Here is a 14,765-nt window from a genome sequence, read left to right as displayed (position 1 = left end):
ATGCCATGACCGACCTGTACGCCGAAGCTCTGTCCACGTTCGCCACGCTGTTCGGCGAAGCGAAGGCCGCGGGCACTGAAGTCGAACCGAATGCGATGACCCTGGCCACCGCCACGCGCGACGGCCGTCCTTCCGCACGCACCGTGCTGCTGAAGGCCTACGACGAGCGCGGCTTCGTGTTCTACACGCATACGCACAGCCAGAAGGGGCGCGAACTGCACGACAATCCGCGCGCGGCGTTGCTGTTCCTGTGGCGCAGCCTGCGCGAAGCCGGCATCCAGGTGCGGGTGGAGGGCGCCGTCGCGCCGGTCACGGACGCCGAAGCCGATGCCTACTTCGCCTCACGCCCGCGGCAGAGCCAGCTCGGCGCCTGGGCGTCGATCCAGTCGGAGACGCTGGATTCGCGCGAGGCGTTCGACATGCGCGTGGCCGAGGTGGAAGCGCGTTTCGCCGGGCGCGACGTGCCGCGTCCCGACGGCTGGAGCGGCTACCGCGTGGCGCCGGAGGCGATCGAGTTCTGGTACGGCGCGCAGTTCCGCCTGCACGAGCGCTGGCGTTACGAGTGCGACAGCGCCGGCGCATGGAGCAAGCGGATGCTGTTCCCTTGAGCCCTCGCATACGAACCGCATCCGCGGCCGACATCGATGCGTGGGCCGCGATGCGCTTGGCGCTCTGGCCCGATGCGGACCTCGCCGAACTCCGGGCCGAGGCCCGGGCCTGGGATGCCGACACCGGCATCGCACTGATCGCCGTCGATGATGAAGGCCGCGCGATCGGGATGGCCGAAGCCAGCCTGCGCCACGATTACGTCAACGGCACCGAGACGTCTCCGGTCGGCTTCCTCGAAGCCTGGTATGTGGACGTTTCCCACCGCGGTCGCGGCGTCGGACGCGCGCTGATCGCGGCGGTCGAGGACTGGACGCGCGCGCAGGGGTGCAGCGAGCTGGCATCCGACGCTCTGCTTGACAATACGGCCAGCCATGCCGCACACGCGGCGTGTGGCTTCGAGGAAACCGAGCGCGTGGTGTATTTCCGCAAGGTGCTGGGCGCATGAGCATCGGCCCGCGCCGCATCGTCTGCCTCACCGAAGAGCCCACCGAGACGCTGTACGCGCTGGGCGAACAGGACCGCATCGTCGGCATCAGCGGCTTCACCGTGCGACCGCCGCAGGCGCGCAAGCAGAAGCCGAAGGTCAGCGCGTTCACCAGCGCCAAGATCGGCGAGATCCTGAAGCTGCAGCCGGATCTCGCCATCGGGTTTTCCGACATCCAGGCCGACATCGCCGCCGAACTCGTCCGGCAGGGCGTGGAGGTCTGGATCAGCAACCACCGCAGCGTGGACGGCATCGTCGACTACGTGCGGCGGCTGGGTGCGCTGGTCGGTGCTGCGGCACGTGCCAACGACTACGCCGACATGCTGCAGCGCGGGCTGGACGAGGTCCGCGCGCAGGCGGCGCAGTTGCCGCAGCGGCCCTCGGTCTATTTCGAGGAATGGGACGAACCGCAGATCACCGGCATCCGCTGGGTGTCGGAGCTGATCGGCATCGCCGGCGGCGACGATGTGTTCCCCGAACTGGCGAAGGAATCGCTGGCGAAGCAGCGCATCCTGGCGGATGGCAGCGAGGTGGTGCGCCGCGCGCCGGACATCATCCTCGGCTCCTGGTGCGGCAAGAAGTTCCGACCCGACCGGGTGGCGGCACGTCCCGGCTGGCACGCCATTCCCGCCGTGCGCGACGGCGAACTCCACGAGATCAAGTCGCCACTGATCCTGCAGCCAGGACCGGCCGCGCTGACCGATGGCGTGCGGGCGATCGCGGCGATCATCCAGGCCTGGGCCTCGAAGCAGGCGTGAGGATGGCGCTTCTGTAGGAGCGACGTAAGTCGCGACCGGGGACTGGACGTCTACGTTTGCAATCGGTCGTTCGCCATCGCCGGGTTGGCCATGGTTCTCGTGCTGTGGATGGCGTGTGGTCGCGACTTACGTCGCTCCTACATCGAGCCAAGGCAAACGCCTCAGAAACTCCGCTGGAACGTCACCGTCTCGGTGCGCTGGCCGGCCGTCACCACTACCTCGAAACGGTAGGAATTGTGGGGCGAGATGCGCGCGGTGCCGATATGGTCGATGTAGCCGCCCGCATCCACCTTGCGCAGCGTGATGGCCTGCCGCGTGCCCGACAGGTCGTGGGCGCTGGCGGTGACGTCGCCATCCGCATCGGCCTCCTCGCCATCCTTGATCTCGCGCAGGGCCACCAGCACCAGCGCGGTGCCGGCATCGCGCGGAACCCCGTACTGCCGCGCCACCGGCTCGCTCAGGGCCAGGGTCGGCAGCGCGTTGTAGCGCACGCGCAGGGTGCCGAAGTCGGCTTCGGCCGGCGAAGCCTGCACGAACTCCGCCGTGCGCGGCGCGTCGCTGCCGGAGCAGGCGGACAGCAGGGCCAGCAGCGCGACGGCGAACAGGGTGGCGTTGCATTTCATGGCGATCGCTCCTCGGGAACGGAAAGGCCTACGGCGTTCCGCGAGGCTGGGATGCAGCCTCACTCGTTCGCCGCCGACAGCTCGCCGCCGCGGAGGGTCGCGGCATGCACGGCCTTCGCCACCAGCGCCTCGAACCCCCCGGCCTGGAAGGTCTCGATGGCGGCCTGGGTGGTGCCGTTGGGCGAGGTCACGCGGCGGCGCAGCTCGGCGGGCGTCTCGTCGCTCTCGGTCAGCATGCGGGCTGCGCCCAGCACGGTCTGCAGCACGAGCGTGCGCGCTGCCTCGGGCGACAGGCCTTCCGCAAGCGCCGCGGCTTCCATCGCTTCGGCAAGCAGGAAGACATAGGCCGGGCCGCTGCCGGATACGCCGGTGACGGCGTCCATCTTCGCTTCGGTCTCGATCCACACCGTCGGGCCGGCGGCGGAGAGCAGCAGGGCCGTGCGCTGGCGACCGGCGTCGTCGACCTCGCCGCTCGCGTATAGGCCGGTGACGCCCGCGCCCAGCAGGGCAGGGGTGTTCGGCATGGTGCGCACGACGGCCACGCCGCCGCCCAGCCAGCGCTGCATCTGCGCGGTGGTGATGCCGGCGGCGATGGACACGGCCAGCGGACGCTGCGCCTGCGCCAGCGGCGCCAGGCCCTCGCACACGGCGCGCATCACCTGCGGCTTGACCGCGAACAGCCAGGTATCGGCGCCATGGGCGGCGTCCTTCGCCTCGGCGAAGACCTGCACGCCGAAGTCGGCGGCGAGAGCGGCGCGCAGCGCATCGGCGGGCTCGGCCACGCGGATGCGCGAGGGCTCGGCGCCGCGCTTGAGCAGGCCGCCGATCAGGCTGCGTGCCATGTTGCCGCCGCCGATGAAGGCCAGCGGATGGGTCAGCAGGGAGGAAGTGGGCGACGCCGTCATGGCCGGGAGTCCTGGGCAGAAAGTGGAAGGGAAGCGGTCATGCCGGCCGCGCCCCGAACAGCGCGGTACCGATGCGCACCATCGTGGCGCCCTGTGCGATGGCCAGCGCGAAGTCGTCGCTCATGCCCATCGACAGCGTGTCGACGGACGCATGCCGCGCGGCCAGCGCGTCCTGCAGCGCCTGCATGCGGGCGAATGCGGCGGCGCGACGGGCGGGATCCGGATGCGGCGCCGGGATCGCCATCAGCCCGCGCAGGCGCAGCGTCGGCTCGGCGGCGATGGCGTCGGCGAGGGCATCGATCTCCTCCGGCCGGCAGCCGTGCTTGCTGGCCTCGTCGTCGATGTTGACCTGGATCAGTACGTTCAAGGGCGCGCGGTCGACCGGGCGATAGCGTGACAGTGCGCCAATCAATTTGTGACGGTCGACCGTTTGCACCCAATCGAACAGGCGCGCCGCGATGTCCGCCTTGTTGGACTGCAGGTGGCCGATGAGATGCCATTCCAGTCCCATGCCGGCGAGTTCGCCGATCTTGTCCTGCGCCTCCTGCACGTAGTTCTCGCCGAACGCGCGCTGCCCGGCGCGGGCCAGTTCGGCCACGGCCGCCGCCGTCTGCCGCTTGGACACGGCCACCAGCGCGGGCCTTGGCCGATGTGCGGCATCCGCTGCGTTTTCAAGGCGTTGCAGGGTCTCGCGGAGGGTGTCGGCGAGCATGTGGGGCCGGCCATTGGCGGAAACGATGAGGGCGCTATACTGCCCTCCGGGGAATCAAGGTTCCAGTTCGCAGCAACTTGGGGAAGCAGCGTCATGGATATCGCCGAACTGTTGGCGTTCTCGGTAAAGAACAAAGCGTCCGACCTCCACCTGTCAGCCGGCCTGCCGCCGATGATCCGCGTGGACGGCGACGTGCGTCGCATCAACATCCCGGCGCTCGACCACAAGCAGGTGCACTCGCTGGTCTACGACATCATGTCGGACAAGCAGCGCCGCGACTTCGAGGAATTCCTCGAGGTCGACTTCTCGTTCGAGATCCCGTCGCTGGCGCGTTTCCGCGTCAATGCCTTCAACCAGAACCGCGGTGCGGGCGCGGTGTTCCGCACCATTCCCTCCGACGTCCTGACGCTGGAGGACCTGGGCTGTCCGCCGCTGTTCCGCGAGCTGATCCAGCAGCCGCAGGGTCTGATCCTCGTGACCGGCCCGACCGGTTCGGGCAAGTCGACCACGCTGGCGGCGATGATCGACCACATCAACAAGAACGAATACGGCCACATCCTCAGCGTCGAGGATCCGATCGAATTCGTGCACACCTCGCAGAAGTGCCTGATCAACCAGCGCGAGGTGCACCGCGACACCCACGGCTTCAACGAGGCGCTGCGCTCGGCGCTGCGTGAAGACCCCGACTACATCCTGGTCGGCGAGTTGCGCGACCTGGAGACCATCCGCCTGGCGCTGACCGCCGCGGAAACCGGCCACCTGGTGTTCGCCACCCTGCATACCAGTTCGGCGGCCAAGACCATCGACCGCATCATCGACGTGTTCCCCGCCGGCGAAAAGCCGATGGTCCGCTCGATGCTGTCCGAGTCGCTGCGCGCGGTCATCTCGCAGGCGCTGCTGAAGAAGATCGGCGGCGGCCGTACCGCCGCCTGGGAAATCATGGTGGGCACCCCCGCCATCCGCAACCTGATCCGCGAGGACAAGGTGGCGCAGATGTACTCGGCCATCCAGACCGGCCAGAACTACGGAATGATGACCCTGGACCAGCACCTGCAGGACCTGGTGAAGCGCAGCCTGATCACGCGCCAGCAGGCCAAGGAATACGCCAAGGAAAAGCGGCTGTTCGAGTAAGCCAGTGATTAGTGATTAGTGATTCGTGATTCGTCAATAGCCGGGGTTCTGATGCGGTGATGCACGCTGGATCGTCAAGGTAGCTCTTGCGAATCACGTCTCACCACTCACGAATCACGGCTCCGCAAGGAGCCACCCATGAGCACCATCGATTTCACCTCGTTCCTCAAGCTGATGGCGCACCAGAAGGCGTCGGACCTGTTCATCACGTCCGGCATGCCGCCGTCGATCAAGGTGCACGGCAAGATCTCGCCGATCACGCAGACGCCGCTCACCTCGCAGCAGTCGCGCGACCTGGTGCTGAACGTCATGACGCCGGCGCAGCGCGAGGAGTTCGAGAAGACCCACGAGTGCAACTTCGCCATCGGCGTGGCCGGTGTGGGTCGCTTCCGCGTCAGCTGCTTCTACCAGCGCAACCAGGTCGGCATGGTGCTGCGCCGGATCGAGACGCGCATCCCGACCATCGAGGAACTGAACCTGCCGCCGGTCATCAAGACGCTGGCCATGACCAAGCGCGGCATCATCATCTTCGTCGGCGCCACCGGCACGGGTAAATCCACCTCGCTGGCGGCGATGATCGGCTACCGCAACCAGAACTCGACCGGCCACATCATCACCATCGAGGACCCGATCGAGTTCGTGCACAAGCACGAGGGCTGCATCATCACCCAGCGCGAGGTCGGCATCGACACCGACAGCTGGGAAGCGGCGCTGAAGAACACCCTGCGCCAAGCGCCTGACGTGATCATGATCGGCGAGGTACGCACCCGCGAGGGCATGGACCACGCCATCGCCTTCGCCGAGACCGGCCACCTGGTGCTGTGCACGCTGCACGCCAACAACGCCAACCAGGCGATGGACCGCATCATCAACTTCTTCCCCGAAGACCGCCGCCAGCAGCTGCTGATGGACCTGTCGCTGAATCTGAAGGGCGTGGTGGCGCAGCAGCTGATCCCCACCCCGGACGGCAAGGCGCGCCGCGTGGCGATGGAGATCCTGCTGGGCACGCCGCTGGTGCAGGACTACATCCGCGACGGCGAGATCCACAAGCTGAAGGAAGTGATGAAGGAATCCACCAACCTCGGCATGAAGACCTTCGACCAGGCCCTGTTCGAGCTGTACCAGGCCGGCGAGATCAGCTACGAGGACGCGCTTCGCTTCGCCGACTCGCAGAACGAAGTGCGCCTGCGCATCAAGCTGGCCCAGGGCGGCGACGCCCGCACGCTGGCGCAGGGACTGGATGGCGTGGAGATCGCCGAGGTCCGCTGACCTGCGCTTAACGTGTCATCGGGAGAAGGGGTGGGCGACCGCCCCTTTTTCGTGGTCAGCGCTGCACTCCGAGCCTTGCGGCACAAGGTGGTTGCGGTACGAACCGCAAAGTCGGAATGCAGTACGAGATGCGATGTCGAGGCATACCCAGACCCACGGGCTCGAACGCTATTCGAGCCGCCGTTGGATCATCACGACGGAAAGCTCCCCGACGCACTCTGGACGGCCGGTATGCGGCGTGACGGCTACGGAGACGTTGTCCTTCTTGCCGTCGTAGTAGGTCTGCACCGATAGATCCCGCATCGGATCGGATTGGCGGAAGGGATGTGGGGTCAGGCGGTGCAGTCTCGCGAAATGTTTTATGGGGGAACATTCGCCCGCAGTCGCATCCAGCAGGAACCATACCGAGACGATTCCCCTGGCGTTTCGGCTGCGATAGTGAACGCCAGCGCTGAGTAACCCCGGCGTGCTGCCTCTCGCTGGAATTTCGAAGATTTCACCCGTGCCAAAGCGGGTTGTGCTTATCGCTTTCTTCTCGATGGCGACGTAACGATCCAGATCCTCGACGTCGAATCCCGGGTTCGACACGATCCTGAACAGTTGTTCGGCGAGGTCGGATGTGGCGAAGGTCTCGATCTCCCGTGCCATGGCGGTCCGAGACAGACCAATCGATACGGCCAGACATGCCAGCGCCGCAATCTCGAGCTGAAATTTCATCGTGCGTATCCAGACGTAGCCGTCGTGGTGCCCTGGACGGTTTCCAGCGGGTTGACTGTTTCAGCGCTGCTATCCGCGGGTCCGCGCTACATGTATCAGGAGAGGTTGGTTCCCTGCCTACGGTACGCCAATCTGGTGACTTCCGGCACCTAAGTCGCCGATGCGCTGATCGCAGAATGTTTCCAACCCGACGCAGTGTCGGAATCCAGGAGCCTTCCGTGGTCACGCAGATCCTCACGCATACCCCGCTCTGGGTTTTCGGCCTGTTCTTCGGCCTGGTGTATTTGGGTTGTGTGCAGAGCCGGACGCGGGATGTGTCTCGCAACCGGTTGATCGTGCTGCCCATCGCGATGCTGGGCTGCTCGCTGTACTCGGTGTCGTCGACCTTCGATACCCACTTCATGGCGCTGGCCGCGTGGGCCTGCGCCTGGGGCGCCGTCGTCGCCATCGGCCTCATTCGCGGACCCTCTCGCAGGGCGGCGTCCTACGACGAAGCGACCGCGCAGTTCACGGTGGCCGGCAGCTGGCTGCCGCTGGCGCTGATGATGGGCATCTTCTTCTTCAAGTACGCCGTTGCCGTCGCCCATGCGATCACACCTGGTCTTCTCCATACGCCAGAAGCAGTGGTGCTGGTCTCCTGTACGTATGGACTTTTCAGTGGCCTGTTCATGGCGCGTGCCATGCGGGTGCTGGGTGTCAGGAAGCCGGGACCCCTGGTCGCGCGCAGCGCATGAAGGATGCAGGCTGGGCGGGGATCGCGTCGTCTAGGCCGCCTGCGAGGGGAGGACCTCGGAGGCGCGCCGCATCAACGCCCCGCCGCACTCATCCACGGTGGCCGCTGCTTCGCAGCGCGCTTGAACGCCGGGCAATCCTCGCGGTGGGCGCCGGGCAGGTAGCCCAGGCTCATCAGGAATTCGTTGGTGATCTCGCCGCCGGTGAAGCGGAAGGTCTTCTTGAACAGCTTGATCCACTCCGGCTTCGGCAGCGGGTGATGCGCGTCCAACCAGGCGACGAAGCTGCCGTGGCTTTTCCGCAATTGCCGGATCACCTGCGCGTTGTGGATGGCGGCATCGATCTTGAGGCGGTTGCGGATGATGCCGGGGTCGGCCAGCAGGCGGGCGCGGTCCTTATCCCCGTAGCGGGCGACCTGGTCCACCTCGAAGCCGCTGTAGGCGGCGCGGAAGCCCTCGCGCTTCCTCAGCATCGTCTCCCAGCTCAGGCCGGCCTGGTTGATCTCCAGCAGCAGGCGCTCGAACAGGACGGCCTCGTCCCGCTGCGGAAACCCGTATTCGCGGTCGTGGTAGGGGCCGTGCAGGGGGTGGCCGGGGGCGATGTCGCAATAGCCGGACATGGGCGTGCGCCTGGAGAGGAACCGCGATTCTAGGGCCGGTCGCGGACAGGATCCGTCCGCGCAGGCGCGGGGCACGCAGGGGCGGGCTAGAATGGCGGCCATGCAAGATGCCGCCATGCCACTGGCCAACCAGCTGCTGATCGCCCTGCCGGCGCTGTCGGATCCCCATTTCGCGCGCGCCGTCACCCTGATCTGCCAGCACGACGACGAAGGCGCCATGGGCGTGGTCGTCAATCGTCCGTCCGAGTACACCCTGGGCGAGGTGCTGCGCCAGATGAACCTGGCCTCGCACGATCCGCGGCTGGACGAACAGATCGTGCTGGCCGGTGGCCCGGTGCATCCCGAGCGTGGCTTCGTGCTGCATGACGGCGCGCGCGCATGGGAGTCCACGCTGGAAGTCGCCAGCGGCCTGTACCTGACCACCTCGCGCGACATCCTCGAAGCGATGGCCGAAGGCGACGGTCCGGCGCATGCCGTCGTGGCGCTGGGCTGCGCGGGCTGGGGTGCAGGCCAGCTGGAATACGAACTGGGCGAGAACAGCTGGCTGACCGTGCCCGCCGATGCCGACCTGCTGTTCGCCGTGCCGCTGGAACAGCGCTGGCAGACCGCAGGCCAACGGATCGGCGTGGACATGACACGCCTGACGGACTACAGCGGCCACGCATGAACCGGCATCCGCCGACGTCGTGTCGCCGCGTGCCGCCGCAGGGTGGCGCAGACCGCATCGAACGGAGGCACTGGGCATGAAGCTGGACGGCACCGTACTGGGATTCGACGTGGGCGCCCGCCGCATCGGCGTGGCCGTGGGCAGCGCGTTCGGCACCGGCGCACGCGCGCTGGCGGTGATCGACGTGCATGGCCATGGCCCGGACTGGCAGGCGATCGACAAGTTGCACGCGGAGTGGAAGCCCGACGGCCTGGTGGTCGGCGACCCGATGACGCTGGACGGCGGCGACCAGCCGATCCGCAAGCGTGCCCACGCCTTCGCCCGCGAGCTGCGCACGCGTTACCAGTTGCCGGTGGTGCTGGTGGACGAACGCACCAGTTCCGTCGAGGCGTCGCAACGCTTCGCGCTGGACCGCGCAGAAGGCCGCAAGCGCCGGCGCGATGCCGCCGCGCTCGACGCCGTCGCCGCGGCCGTCATCATCGAACGCTGGCTGGCCGCGCCGCATGACGCGACCCTGCTGACCTGACCCTTCCCGACCGCACTCCATGACCCCACAACTCGATTCCGACGGACGCCTGCGCCACCTGCTCACCCTCGACGGCCTGCCGCGCGATACCCTGTGCCGGCTGATGGACCGCGCGGGCCAGATCCGCGATGCCGCGCTCGGCCGCACCCCGCGCCGGCAGGTGCTCGACGGCACTACCGTCTGCACGCTGTTCTTCGAGCCTTCCACGCGCACGCGCAGTTCGTTCCACATCGCCGCGCAGCGCCTCGGTGCGGACGTGCTGAACTTCGATGCGTCCACCTCCTCCACCCGCAAGGGCGAAACCGCGCGCGACACGCTGCGCAACCTGGAAGCGATGGGTGTGCGCGGCTTCATCGTCCGCCATGCGGACGACGGCGCGGTCGCCGCGCTGGCCGCCGAGGCGGGCGAGGGCACGGCGCTGGTCAATGCCGGCGATGGCCGCAGCGCCCACCCCACCCAGGGCCTGCTGGACGTGCTGACGATCCGCCAGGCCAAGGGCGCGGACTTCTCGCGCCTGAAGATCCTGATGGTGGGCGACGTGAAGCATTCGCGCGTGGCGCGCTCGGACCTGCACGCGTTGCGCACGCTGGGCGCCGGCGAGATCCGCGTGTGCGGTCCGCAGTCGCTGCTGCCGGACGACGGCACGCTGGCCGGATGCGTGCAGGGGCAGGATTTCGACGCCATGCTGCAGGGCGTGGACGTGGTGATGATGCTGCGCCTGCAGCGCGAGCGCATGGAAGAAGGCCTGGTGTCGTCGCTGGAGGACTACCACCGCGACTATGGCCTGACCACGGCGCGGCTGACGCGCGCGGCCAGGGATGCGGTGGTGCTGCATCCCGGTCCGATCAACCGCGGCGTCGAGATCACCGATGAAGTCGCCGACGGCCCGCAGTCGCTGGTGCTGCGCCAGGTCAGCAACGGCGTCGCCATCCGCATGGCGGTGCTGGAGATGCTGCTGGGCTGAGATGGCAGCGCTACGTCGTGCAGGAGATGGCTGCCGACATGCGATGAGTATCCGGAGCCGTCATCCCGGCCTTCGCCGGGATGACGGGTTTAGATATCGCGCGCAAGCGCAATCGACATCGCGTCGGCCGCACTTGCGACGCACGCGCAGATGCCGCCGGGATGACGGGTTCAGACATCGCTCGACGCGAGGGATCGACACCGCGTCGCCCCCATCGGCGGGGTCACTCCGGCGCGGCGACCACCCGGTTCTTGCCGGCCTGCTTGGCCTGGTACATGGCGCGGTCGGCGCGGGCGAGCAGTTCGTCCTGCGATTCGCCCGGTCGCCAGCGCGCCACGCCGGCGCTGAAGGTCACCAGGATGCCGCGGCCTTCGTAGACCAGCGGCTTGTGCGCCAGCCGGTCGCGCAGGCGCTCCAGCGTCCCCATCGCCTCCAGGAAGCTGGTGTCCGGCAGCAGCAGCACGAACTCCTCGCCGCCGAAGCGGGCGACGGCATCGGTCGCACGCAGGGTGTTGCGCGCCAGCGCCACCACATGGCACAGCGCGGCGTCGCCGCCGAGGTGGCCGTGCGCGGCGTTGATGTGGCGGAAATCGTCGAGGTCCAGCAAGGCCAGGGTCAGCGTCTGTCCGCTGCGCAGCGCACGCACCGATTCGCGCTTGAACAGCTCGTCGAAGCCGCGCCGGTTGAGGGCTTCGGTCAGCTGGTCCACACGCACCAGTTCGGAGACGGACTGCAGTTCCTGTTCCAGGTTCATCACGCGGCGCTCGGCTTCCTCCACCTCGCGCCGCGCCTCCAGCAGGCTGTCGCGCGCGCGCGCGGCCTGCGCCTGCACCGTCGCGGTGTCCGCCAGGATGTCCTCCATCCGCTTGCCCAGCTCGGCGATGCTGCGGCTCTCGCGCACCGCCTGGGCGTGGAAGCTGATGCGGTCGTGGTATTCGCCGGTGCTGCTGGCCATGCCGTCCAGGCGCTCGACGAAGGTCACCATCATTTCCTTCATCGAGGCCTTCGATTCGGCCAGCCCCTGCTTCAGCAGGCCCTGCTTGTAGATCACCTCGCGCAGCCCGGCGCGGGTCTGTTCCAGCGCTGTGCGGTCGAGCGGACCGGCGAGCAGCTGGCGCACGGCGCCGATCTGGTCCTGCAGCCAGCTGCCGTCCTCGATCAGTTCGCCCACGTTTTCCAGCAGCAGGTCGAACAGGCTGCGCATCAGGTCCTGCGCGTCGTTCACTTCGTGCGTGCGCAGGCCGACCTGCTGGCAGAGTTCCTTCAACTCGCTGCCGAGCTCGGCGAGCGGCTGCGCGGGTTGCCACTGGCGCACGCGGTCGGCCAGGGCGTGCGCCTGCGGCAGCAGCAGGGTGTCGTCGCGCAGCAGGTGTTCCATGCCGCCCACCAGCACGTGGTGCAGCAGGTCGCGGATCTGCTCGGCCTCGCCGGACAGCGGCTCGTCCTGGATCGTACGGATGTACTTGTCGACGAGCTGGCGCAGGGCGCGGCCATAGCGCGGCCAGTCGCTGTCGGCGTGCGCGGACTGCAGGCGCTCGCCCATGCCGTGCAGTTCGCCCGGCAGACCGGCCACGCCGTCGGCGAAGGCCGACAACAGCGCCGCCGGTTCCTCCGCCCGCGCGAACAGCGCCTGCAGCTGGGCGGCGCTGATCGCCGGGCCGGTGGTGGCGGCCTTGGTCGGGGCGATTTCGCGCGAGGCCGGCGCAGCGGACTCGCGGCGACGCGACCACAGCCGGCGGAAGCCGCCAGAAATTCCGGAGTTGTCGTCGGCCGCGTCAGCCATTCACGTCGCTCGCACGGCCATGGGCGGATGCCCGTCGGCCACCAGGGGATGCCGGGTTATCGGCCGGAACGGGAGCGGGTTGAGTCAGGCGTGTTCCGCCGTTCGCGGCGGTGTGGCAGAAGCGTGACGCGGGGCGTGTCGGCCCGGGCTCAGTCGCCGTGCCCGGGAAAGCGCGCCTGGGCTTCCTCGATGATGGCCAGCTGGCTTGCGGCTTCCGGGTTGCCGGCAGCGGCCGCTGCACGGACCTGGTCCAGCGTGGGATGCGAGACGATCAGCAGCAGGTTGCCGCACTGGGGGCAGGCGTAGTCGGTGACGGCGTCGTGCAGCTCCATCGCCATGGCGCGGCTGTCGCCCTGCCAGCCGCAGGGGCAGGGCAGGGTCCGTTCGCGCCAGCCGGCGGTGAAGTAGTCGGGAACCAGTTCCGCCATGCTCAGCGCCCACGACGCTGGGCGAACAGCCAGTCCCACATCGGCGCGTAGGCGTAGGTCGCGTCCCAGCTGTTGTGGTTGGCGTGGGGGAACTCGGTGTAGCGCGCGTCGCGTGCGCCGGCGGCCTTCAGCGCGGCGTCCATGCGGCGCGACTGCGACGGCGGCACCACGTCGTCCTTGCCACCGTGGAAGATCCACACCGGCACGTCCTTCAGGCGCTGTGCTGCAGCGGCGAACGGGTCCGCCGCACCTGCCACGCTGTGCACGTTCATGCCGGGGCGGTCGCGGCCCCAGTCCACGGTGATGCCGCCGCACACCGGCACCAGCGCGGCGAAGCGCGTGGGCTGCTGCAGCGCCAGTTCCCACACGCCGTAACCGCCCATCGACATGCCGGTCAACGAGACGCGGTCGGGATCGCCGTTGAACTCGCGCAGCGCGGCGTCCAGCGTGGCGAACGCGATGGGGCCGGCGTCCTGGGTCCATTCGGTATCGTCCGGCGCCTGCGGGAACACCACCAGGGCAGGGAATGTGTCGGCATGCTGGCGCAGGTAGGGCCCCAGGCCGGCCAGGGTCTGCTTCACGCCATCGCGGCCGCGCTCGCCGGAGCCGTTGAGGAACAGCACCACCGGCGGCTTGCCGCTGCGGAAGCGCGCGGCAGGCACGAACACCTGGTAACGGTAGGTCTGACCGTTGAGTGAGACCTCGCGCGCGACGAATTCGCCGGAGGGATTCATCGGGGCGGTCGTGGTGCAGGCGGTCATCAGGATCAGCAGCAGGCCCAGGCAGGCGGTGGCGAGAAAGCGCATGGCGGTCGGGATCGGGAGAGAACGGGTGGCAGCATAACCCGGGTGTGCCGCGATGCCGGTCGGCCGCGTCCCCGTCATGGCGGACTATCGGAAGGCGGCATCTCGTCGCGTATCCGCATGAAGCGGGCGAAGCGGGGCAGTCCGGTCGAGGTGAGTCCGCTGTAGCGGTACGTCACCCATGCGCCCACCGGTGGCGGTACGGCCCGTTGCGCGTCGGTGAAGCCGGTGCCGAGGCGGAAGTGGCGTCCCTCCGGTGTGCGCACCTGCAGTGCGCCCATCATGCCTTCGTACTTGCCCTTGCCGGGCAGGTGCGCGACGACCTGCGCTTCGGCGTCCTCGTGCGGCTTGTACTTCAGCAGGTGTTCGCTGCGCCCGGATCGGTAGCGCGCGTCGCGCCGGTGCAGCATCAGGCCCTCGCCACCGGCGGCCACCACGCGGGCCAGTTCTGCATCCAGTTCTGACGGCGTGGCGAAGCGATGCTGCCGGATCAGCGCCAGATGACCGTTGCCGGCGGCCGCGATCAGCGCGCGCAGGCGCGTGACGCGTTGGGCGAAGGGCCCCGGATGCGCAGGCAGGTCGAAGGCCATGAAGCGCACGTTGCGCCAGGATTGCGGATCGGTGCTGATGCGCCGGACCAGGGCGCTGACCTCATCGAAGCGGCCGCGCGCGATCCAGACTTCGCCCTCCATCGGCTCGACCGGCCAGCCGCGCGTGAAGGTCGGCGGCGCGGCAATCCGCGCTCCACCGCGGGTCCACAGTGCCCGACCATCCCAACGGGCACGCACGCCGTCCAGCTTCTCGCTGACCAGGAAGGCGTGGACGGGGACGCCTTCGCGATACGTGGTCGCCAGCATCGGATCGGGGAGCGGTGCCGACAGGGCGGGGCAGATCAGCAGGTACAGCAGAGCAACGAGCAGCAGGCGCATGGCGGACAGTGGGGCCGAGGGGTCTCCAGCGTCGTGTCGCGGGTGGGGCGCACGGAATCGGTATCTGTCGTCGCGATGCGTAGGAAAGCCCGCATCGGCGATGTCG

Annotated in this window: 18 protein-coding genes; 9 read left to right on the top strand and 9 right to left on the bottom strand. The window is 68.3% G+C overall.

Annotated elements, in window-relative coordinates; all coding sequences use genetic code 11:
- Positions 1-5 precede the first annotated feature (5 nt).
- The 3 genes from pdxH to VGN58_RS13040 are packed head-to-tail and all read left to right on the top strand — an operon-like array spanning position 6 to position 1,851.
- The gene (gene pdxH, locus VGN58_RS13050; RefSeq protein ID WP_327483630.1) at positions 6-608 is read left to right on the top strand and encodes a pyridoxamine 5'-phosphate oxidase; all 603 of its coding nucleotides are present in this window, start codon (positions 6-8) and stop codon (positions 606-608) included.
- Positions 581-1,054, top strand: a complete 474-nt coding sequence (aac(6'), locus tag VGN58_RS13045; protein WP_327483629.1) for an aminoglycoside 6'-N-acetyltransferase — start codon at positions 581-583, stop codon at positions 1,052-1,054. The genes pdxH and aac(6') overlap by 28 nt, the downstream gene beginning before the upstream one ends.
- Before the next feature lie 2 nt (positions 1,055-1,056).
- Positions 1,057-1,851, top strand: a complete 795-nt coding sequence (locus VGN58_RS13040; RefSeq protein ID WP_327484656.1) for a cobalamin-binding protein — start codon at positions 1,057-1,059, stop codon at positions 1,849-1,851.
- Positions 1,852-2,012: 161 nt separating this feature from the next.
- Here VGN58_RS13040 and VGN58_RS13035 read toward each other — a convergent pair whose 3' ends face one another.
- From VGN58_RS13035 to VGN58_RS13025, 3 genes are read right to left on the bottom strand one after another with little or no spacing between them, the layout of a single operon-like run.
- Positions 2,013-2,474 (bottom strand): DUF4426 domain-containing protein, encoded by a 462-nt coding sequence (locus VGN58_RS13035; protein WP_327483628.1) that lies wholly within the window; start codon positions 2,472-2,474, stop codon positions 2,013-2,015.
- A 59-nt stretch (positions 2,475-2,533) separates the two neighbouring features.
- A complete protein-coding gene (proC, locus tag VGN58_RS13030; RefSeq protein ID WP_327483627.1) occupies positions 2,534-3,379 on the bottom strand; it encodes a pyrroline-5-carboxylate reductase in 846 nt (281 codons plus the stop codon).
- A 37-nt stretch (positions 3,380-3,416) separates the two neighbouring features.
- Positions 3,417-4,091 (bottom strand): YggS family pyridoxal phosphate-dependent enzyme, encoded by a 675-nt coding sequence (locus VGN58_RS13025; protein ID WP_327483626.1) that lies wholly within the window; start codon positions 4,089-4,091, stop codon positions 3,417-3,419.
- A gap of 93 nt (positions 4,092-4,184) precedes the next feature.
- Here VGN58_RS13025 and VGN58_RS13020 point away from each other — a divergent pair, with 93 nt between their 5' ends.
- Both VGN58_RS13020 and VGN58_RS13015 read left to right on the top strand, forming a co-directional pair.
- Positions 4,185-5,222 (top strand): type IV pilus twitching motility protein PilT, encoded by a 1,038-nt coding sequence (locus VGN58_RS13020; RefSeq protein ID WP_055936451.1) that lies wholly within the window; start codon positions 4,185-4,187, stop codon positions 5,220-5,222.
- A gap of 138 nt (positions 5,223-5,360) precedes the next feature.
- Positions 5,361-6,491, top strand: coding sequence for a PilT/PilU family type 4a pilus ATPase (locus VGN58_RS13015; RefSeq protein WP_327483625.1), 1,131 nt, complete (start codon positions 5,361-5,363; stop codon positions 6,489-6,491).
- Between the two features lie 168 nt (positions 6,492-6,659).
- On the opposite strand, the gene VGN58_RS13010 is transcribed toward VGN58_RS13015, so the two are convergent.
- The gene (locus tag VGN58_RS13010; RefSeq protein WP_327484699.1) at positions 6,660-7,208 is read right to left on the bottom strand and encodes a hypothetical protein; all 549 of its coding nucleotides are present in this window, start codon (positions 7,206-7,208) and stop codon (positions 6,660-6,662) included.
- On the opposite strand from VGN58_RS13010, the gene VGN58_RS13005 reads away from it, so the two are divergent.
- A complete protein-coding gene (locus VGN58_RS13005; protein WP_327483624.1) occupies positions 7,109-7,942 on the top strand; it encodes a DUF6622 family protein in 834 nt (277 codons plus the stop codon). The two genes, VGN58_RS13010 and VGN58_RS13005, sit on opposite strands and share 100 nt — an antisense overlap.
- 71 nt (positions 7,943-8,013) lie before the next feature.
- Here VGN58_RS13005 and VGN58_RS13000 read toward each other — a convergent pair whose 3' ends face one another.
- Complete coding sequence (locus VGN58_RS13000; RefSeq protein WP_327483623.1) at positions 8,014-8,559, bottom strand: DNA-3-methyladenine glycosylase I; 546 nt, start codon at positions 8,557-8,559, stop codon at positions 8,014-8,016.
- Positions 8,560-8,659: 100 nt separating this feature from the next.
- On the opposite strand from VGN58_RS13000, the gene VGN58_RS12995 reads away from it, so the two are divergent.
- The 3 genes from VGN58_RS12995 to VGN58_RS12985 all read left to right on the top strand — a co-directional run bounded on the left by VGN58_RS12995 (position 8,660) and on the right by VGN58_RS12985 (position 10,716).
- Complete coding sequence (locus VGN58_RS12995; protein WP_327483622.1) at positions 8,660-9,226, top strand: YqgE/AlgH family protein; 567 nt, start codon at positions 8,660-8,662, stop codon at positions 9,224-9,226.
- A gap of 76 nt (positions 9,227-9,302) precedes the next feature.
- Entirely contained in the window at positions 9,303-9,752 is a 450-nt protein-coding gene (ruvX, locus tag VGN58_RS12990) for a Holliday junction resolvase RuvX (protein ID WP_241045342.1), read from the top strand.
- Positions 9,753-9,771: 19 nt separating this feature from the next.
- Complete coding sequence (locus tag VGN58_RS12985) at positions 9,772-10,716, top strand: aspartate carbamoyltransferase catalytic subunit (RefSeq protein ID WP_327483621.1); 945 nt, start codon at positions 9,772-9,774, stop codon at positions 10,714-10,716.
- A gap of 223 nt (positions 10,717-10,939) precedes the next feature.
- Here VGN58_RS12985 and VGN58_RS12980 read toward each other — a convergent pair whose 3' ends face one another.
- The 4 genes from VGN58_RS12980 to VGN58_RS12965 form a co-directional block, all read right to left on the bottom strand.
- Positions 10,940-12,499 carry a GGDEF domain-containing protein gene (locus VGN58_RS12980; protein WP_327483620.1) on the bottom strand — a complete coding sequence of 520 codons (1,560 nt, stop codon included), beginning with the start codon at positions 12,497-12,499 and terminating at the stop codon, positions 10,940-10,942.
- 149 nt (positions 12,500-12,648) lie between these two features.
- The gene (locus tag VGN58_RS12975) at positions 12,649-12,927 is read right to left on the bottom strand and encodes a hypothetical protein (protein WP_327483619.1); all 279 of its coding nucleotides are present in this window, start codon (positions 12,925-12,927) and stop codon (positions 12,649-12,651) included.
- 2 nt (positions 12,928-12,929) lie between these two features.
- On the bottom strand, positions 12,930-13,733 hold the full coding sequence (locus VGN58_RS12970) for a prolyl oligopeptidase family serine peptidase (protein ID WP_414710819.1): 804 nt from the start codon (positions 13,731-13,733) through the stop codon (positions 12,930-12,932).
- 74 nt (positions 13,734-13,807) lie between these two features.
- Positions 13,808-14,659, bottom strand: a complete 852-nt coding sequence (locus tag VGN58_RS12965) for a DNA ligase (RefSeq protein WP_327483618.1) — start codon at positions 14,657-14,659, stop codon at positions 13,808-13,810.
- Between the last annotated feature and the right edge of the window lie 106 nt (positions 14,660-14,765).

Source organism: Pseudoxanthomonas sp. (assembly GCF_035999195.1).
Lineage (GTDB): Bacteria > Pseudomonadota > Gammaproteobacteria > Xanthomonadales > Xanthomonadaceae > Pseudoxanthomonas_A.
The sequence above is the reverse complement of the archived record's forward strand: the minus strand, read 5'-3'. Positions and strand labels throughout refer to the sequence as shown.

Coding starts and splice junctions, on each gene's coding strand:
- VGN58_RS12970 (WP_414710819.1), bottom strand. CDS start 13,733: ATGCGCTTTCTCGCCACCGCCTGCCTGGGCCTGCTGCTGATCCTGATG.
- VGN58_RS12965 (WP_327483618.1), bottom strand. CDS start 14,659: ATGCGCCTGCTGCTCGTTGCTCTGCTGTACCTGCTGATCTGCCCCGCC.
- VGN58_RS13000 (WP_327483623.1), bottom strand. CDS start 8,559: ATGTCCGGCTATTGCGACATCGCCCCCGGCCACCCCCTGCACGGCCCC.
- VGN58_RS13010 (WP_327484699.1), bottom strand. CDS start 7,208: ATGAAATTTCAGCTCGAGATTGCGGCGCTGGCATGTCTGGCCGTATCG.
- VGN58_RS13015 (WP_327483625.1), top strand. CDS start 5,361: ATGAGCACCATCGATTTCACCTCGTTCCTCAAGCTGATGGCGCACCAG.
- VGN58_RS12980 (WP_327483620.1), bottom strand. CDS start 12,499: ATGGCTGACGCGGCCGACGACAACTCCGGAATTTCTGGCGGCTTCCGC.
- VGN58_RS13035 (WP_327483628.1), bottom strand. CDS start 2,474: ATGAAATGCAACGCCACCCTGTTCGCCGTCGCGCTGCTGGCCCTGCTG.
- ruvX (WP_241045342.1), top strand. CDS start 9,303: ATGAAGCTGGACGGCACCGTACTGGGATTCGACGTGGGCGCCCGCCGC.
- VGN58_RS13025 (WP_327483626.1), bottom strand. CDS start 4,091: ATGCTCGCCGACACCCTCCGCGAGACCCTGCAACGCCTTGAAAACGCA.
- VGN58_RS12985 (WP_327483621.1), top strand. CDS start 9,772: ATGACCCCACAACTCGATTCCGACGGACGCCTGCGCCACCTGCTCACC.
- proC (WP_327483627.1), bottom strand. CDS start 3,379: ATGACGGCGTCGCCCACTTCCTCCCTGCTGACCCATCCGCTGGCCTTC.
- VGN58_RS12975 (WP_327483619.1), bottom strand. CDS start 12,927: ATGGCGGAACTGGTTCCCGACTACTTCACCGCCGGCTGGCGCGAACGG.
- VGN58_RS13005 (WP_327483624.1), top strand. CDS start 7,109: ATGTGGCGAAGGTCTCGATCTCCCGTGCCATGGCGGTCCGAGACAGAC.
- VGN58_RS13020 (WP_055936451.1), top strand. CDS start 4,185: ATGGATATCGCCGAACTGTTGGCGTTCTCGGTAAAGAACAAAGCGTCC.
- VGN58_RS12995 (WP_327483622.1), top strand. CDS start 8,660: ATGCAAGATGCCGCCATGCCACTGGCCAACCAGCTGCTGATCGCCCTG.
- pdxH (WP_327483630.1), top strand. CDS start 6: ATGACCGACCTGTACGCCGAAGCTCTGTCCACGTTCGCCACGCTGTTC.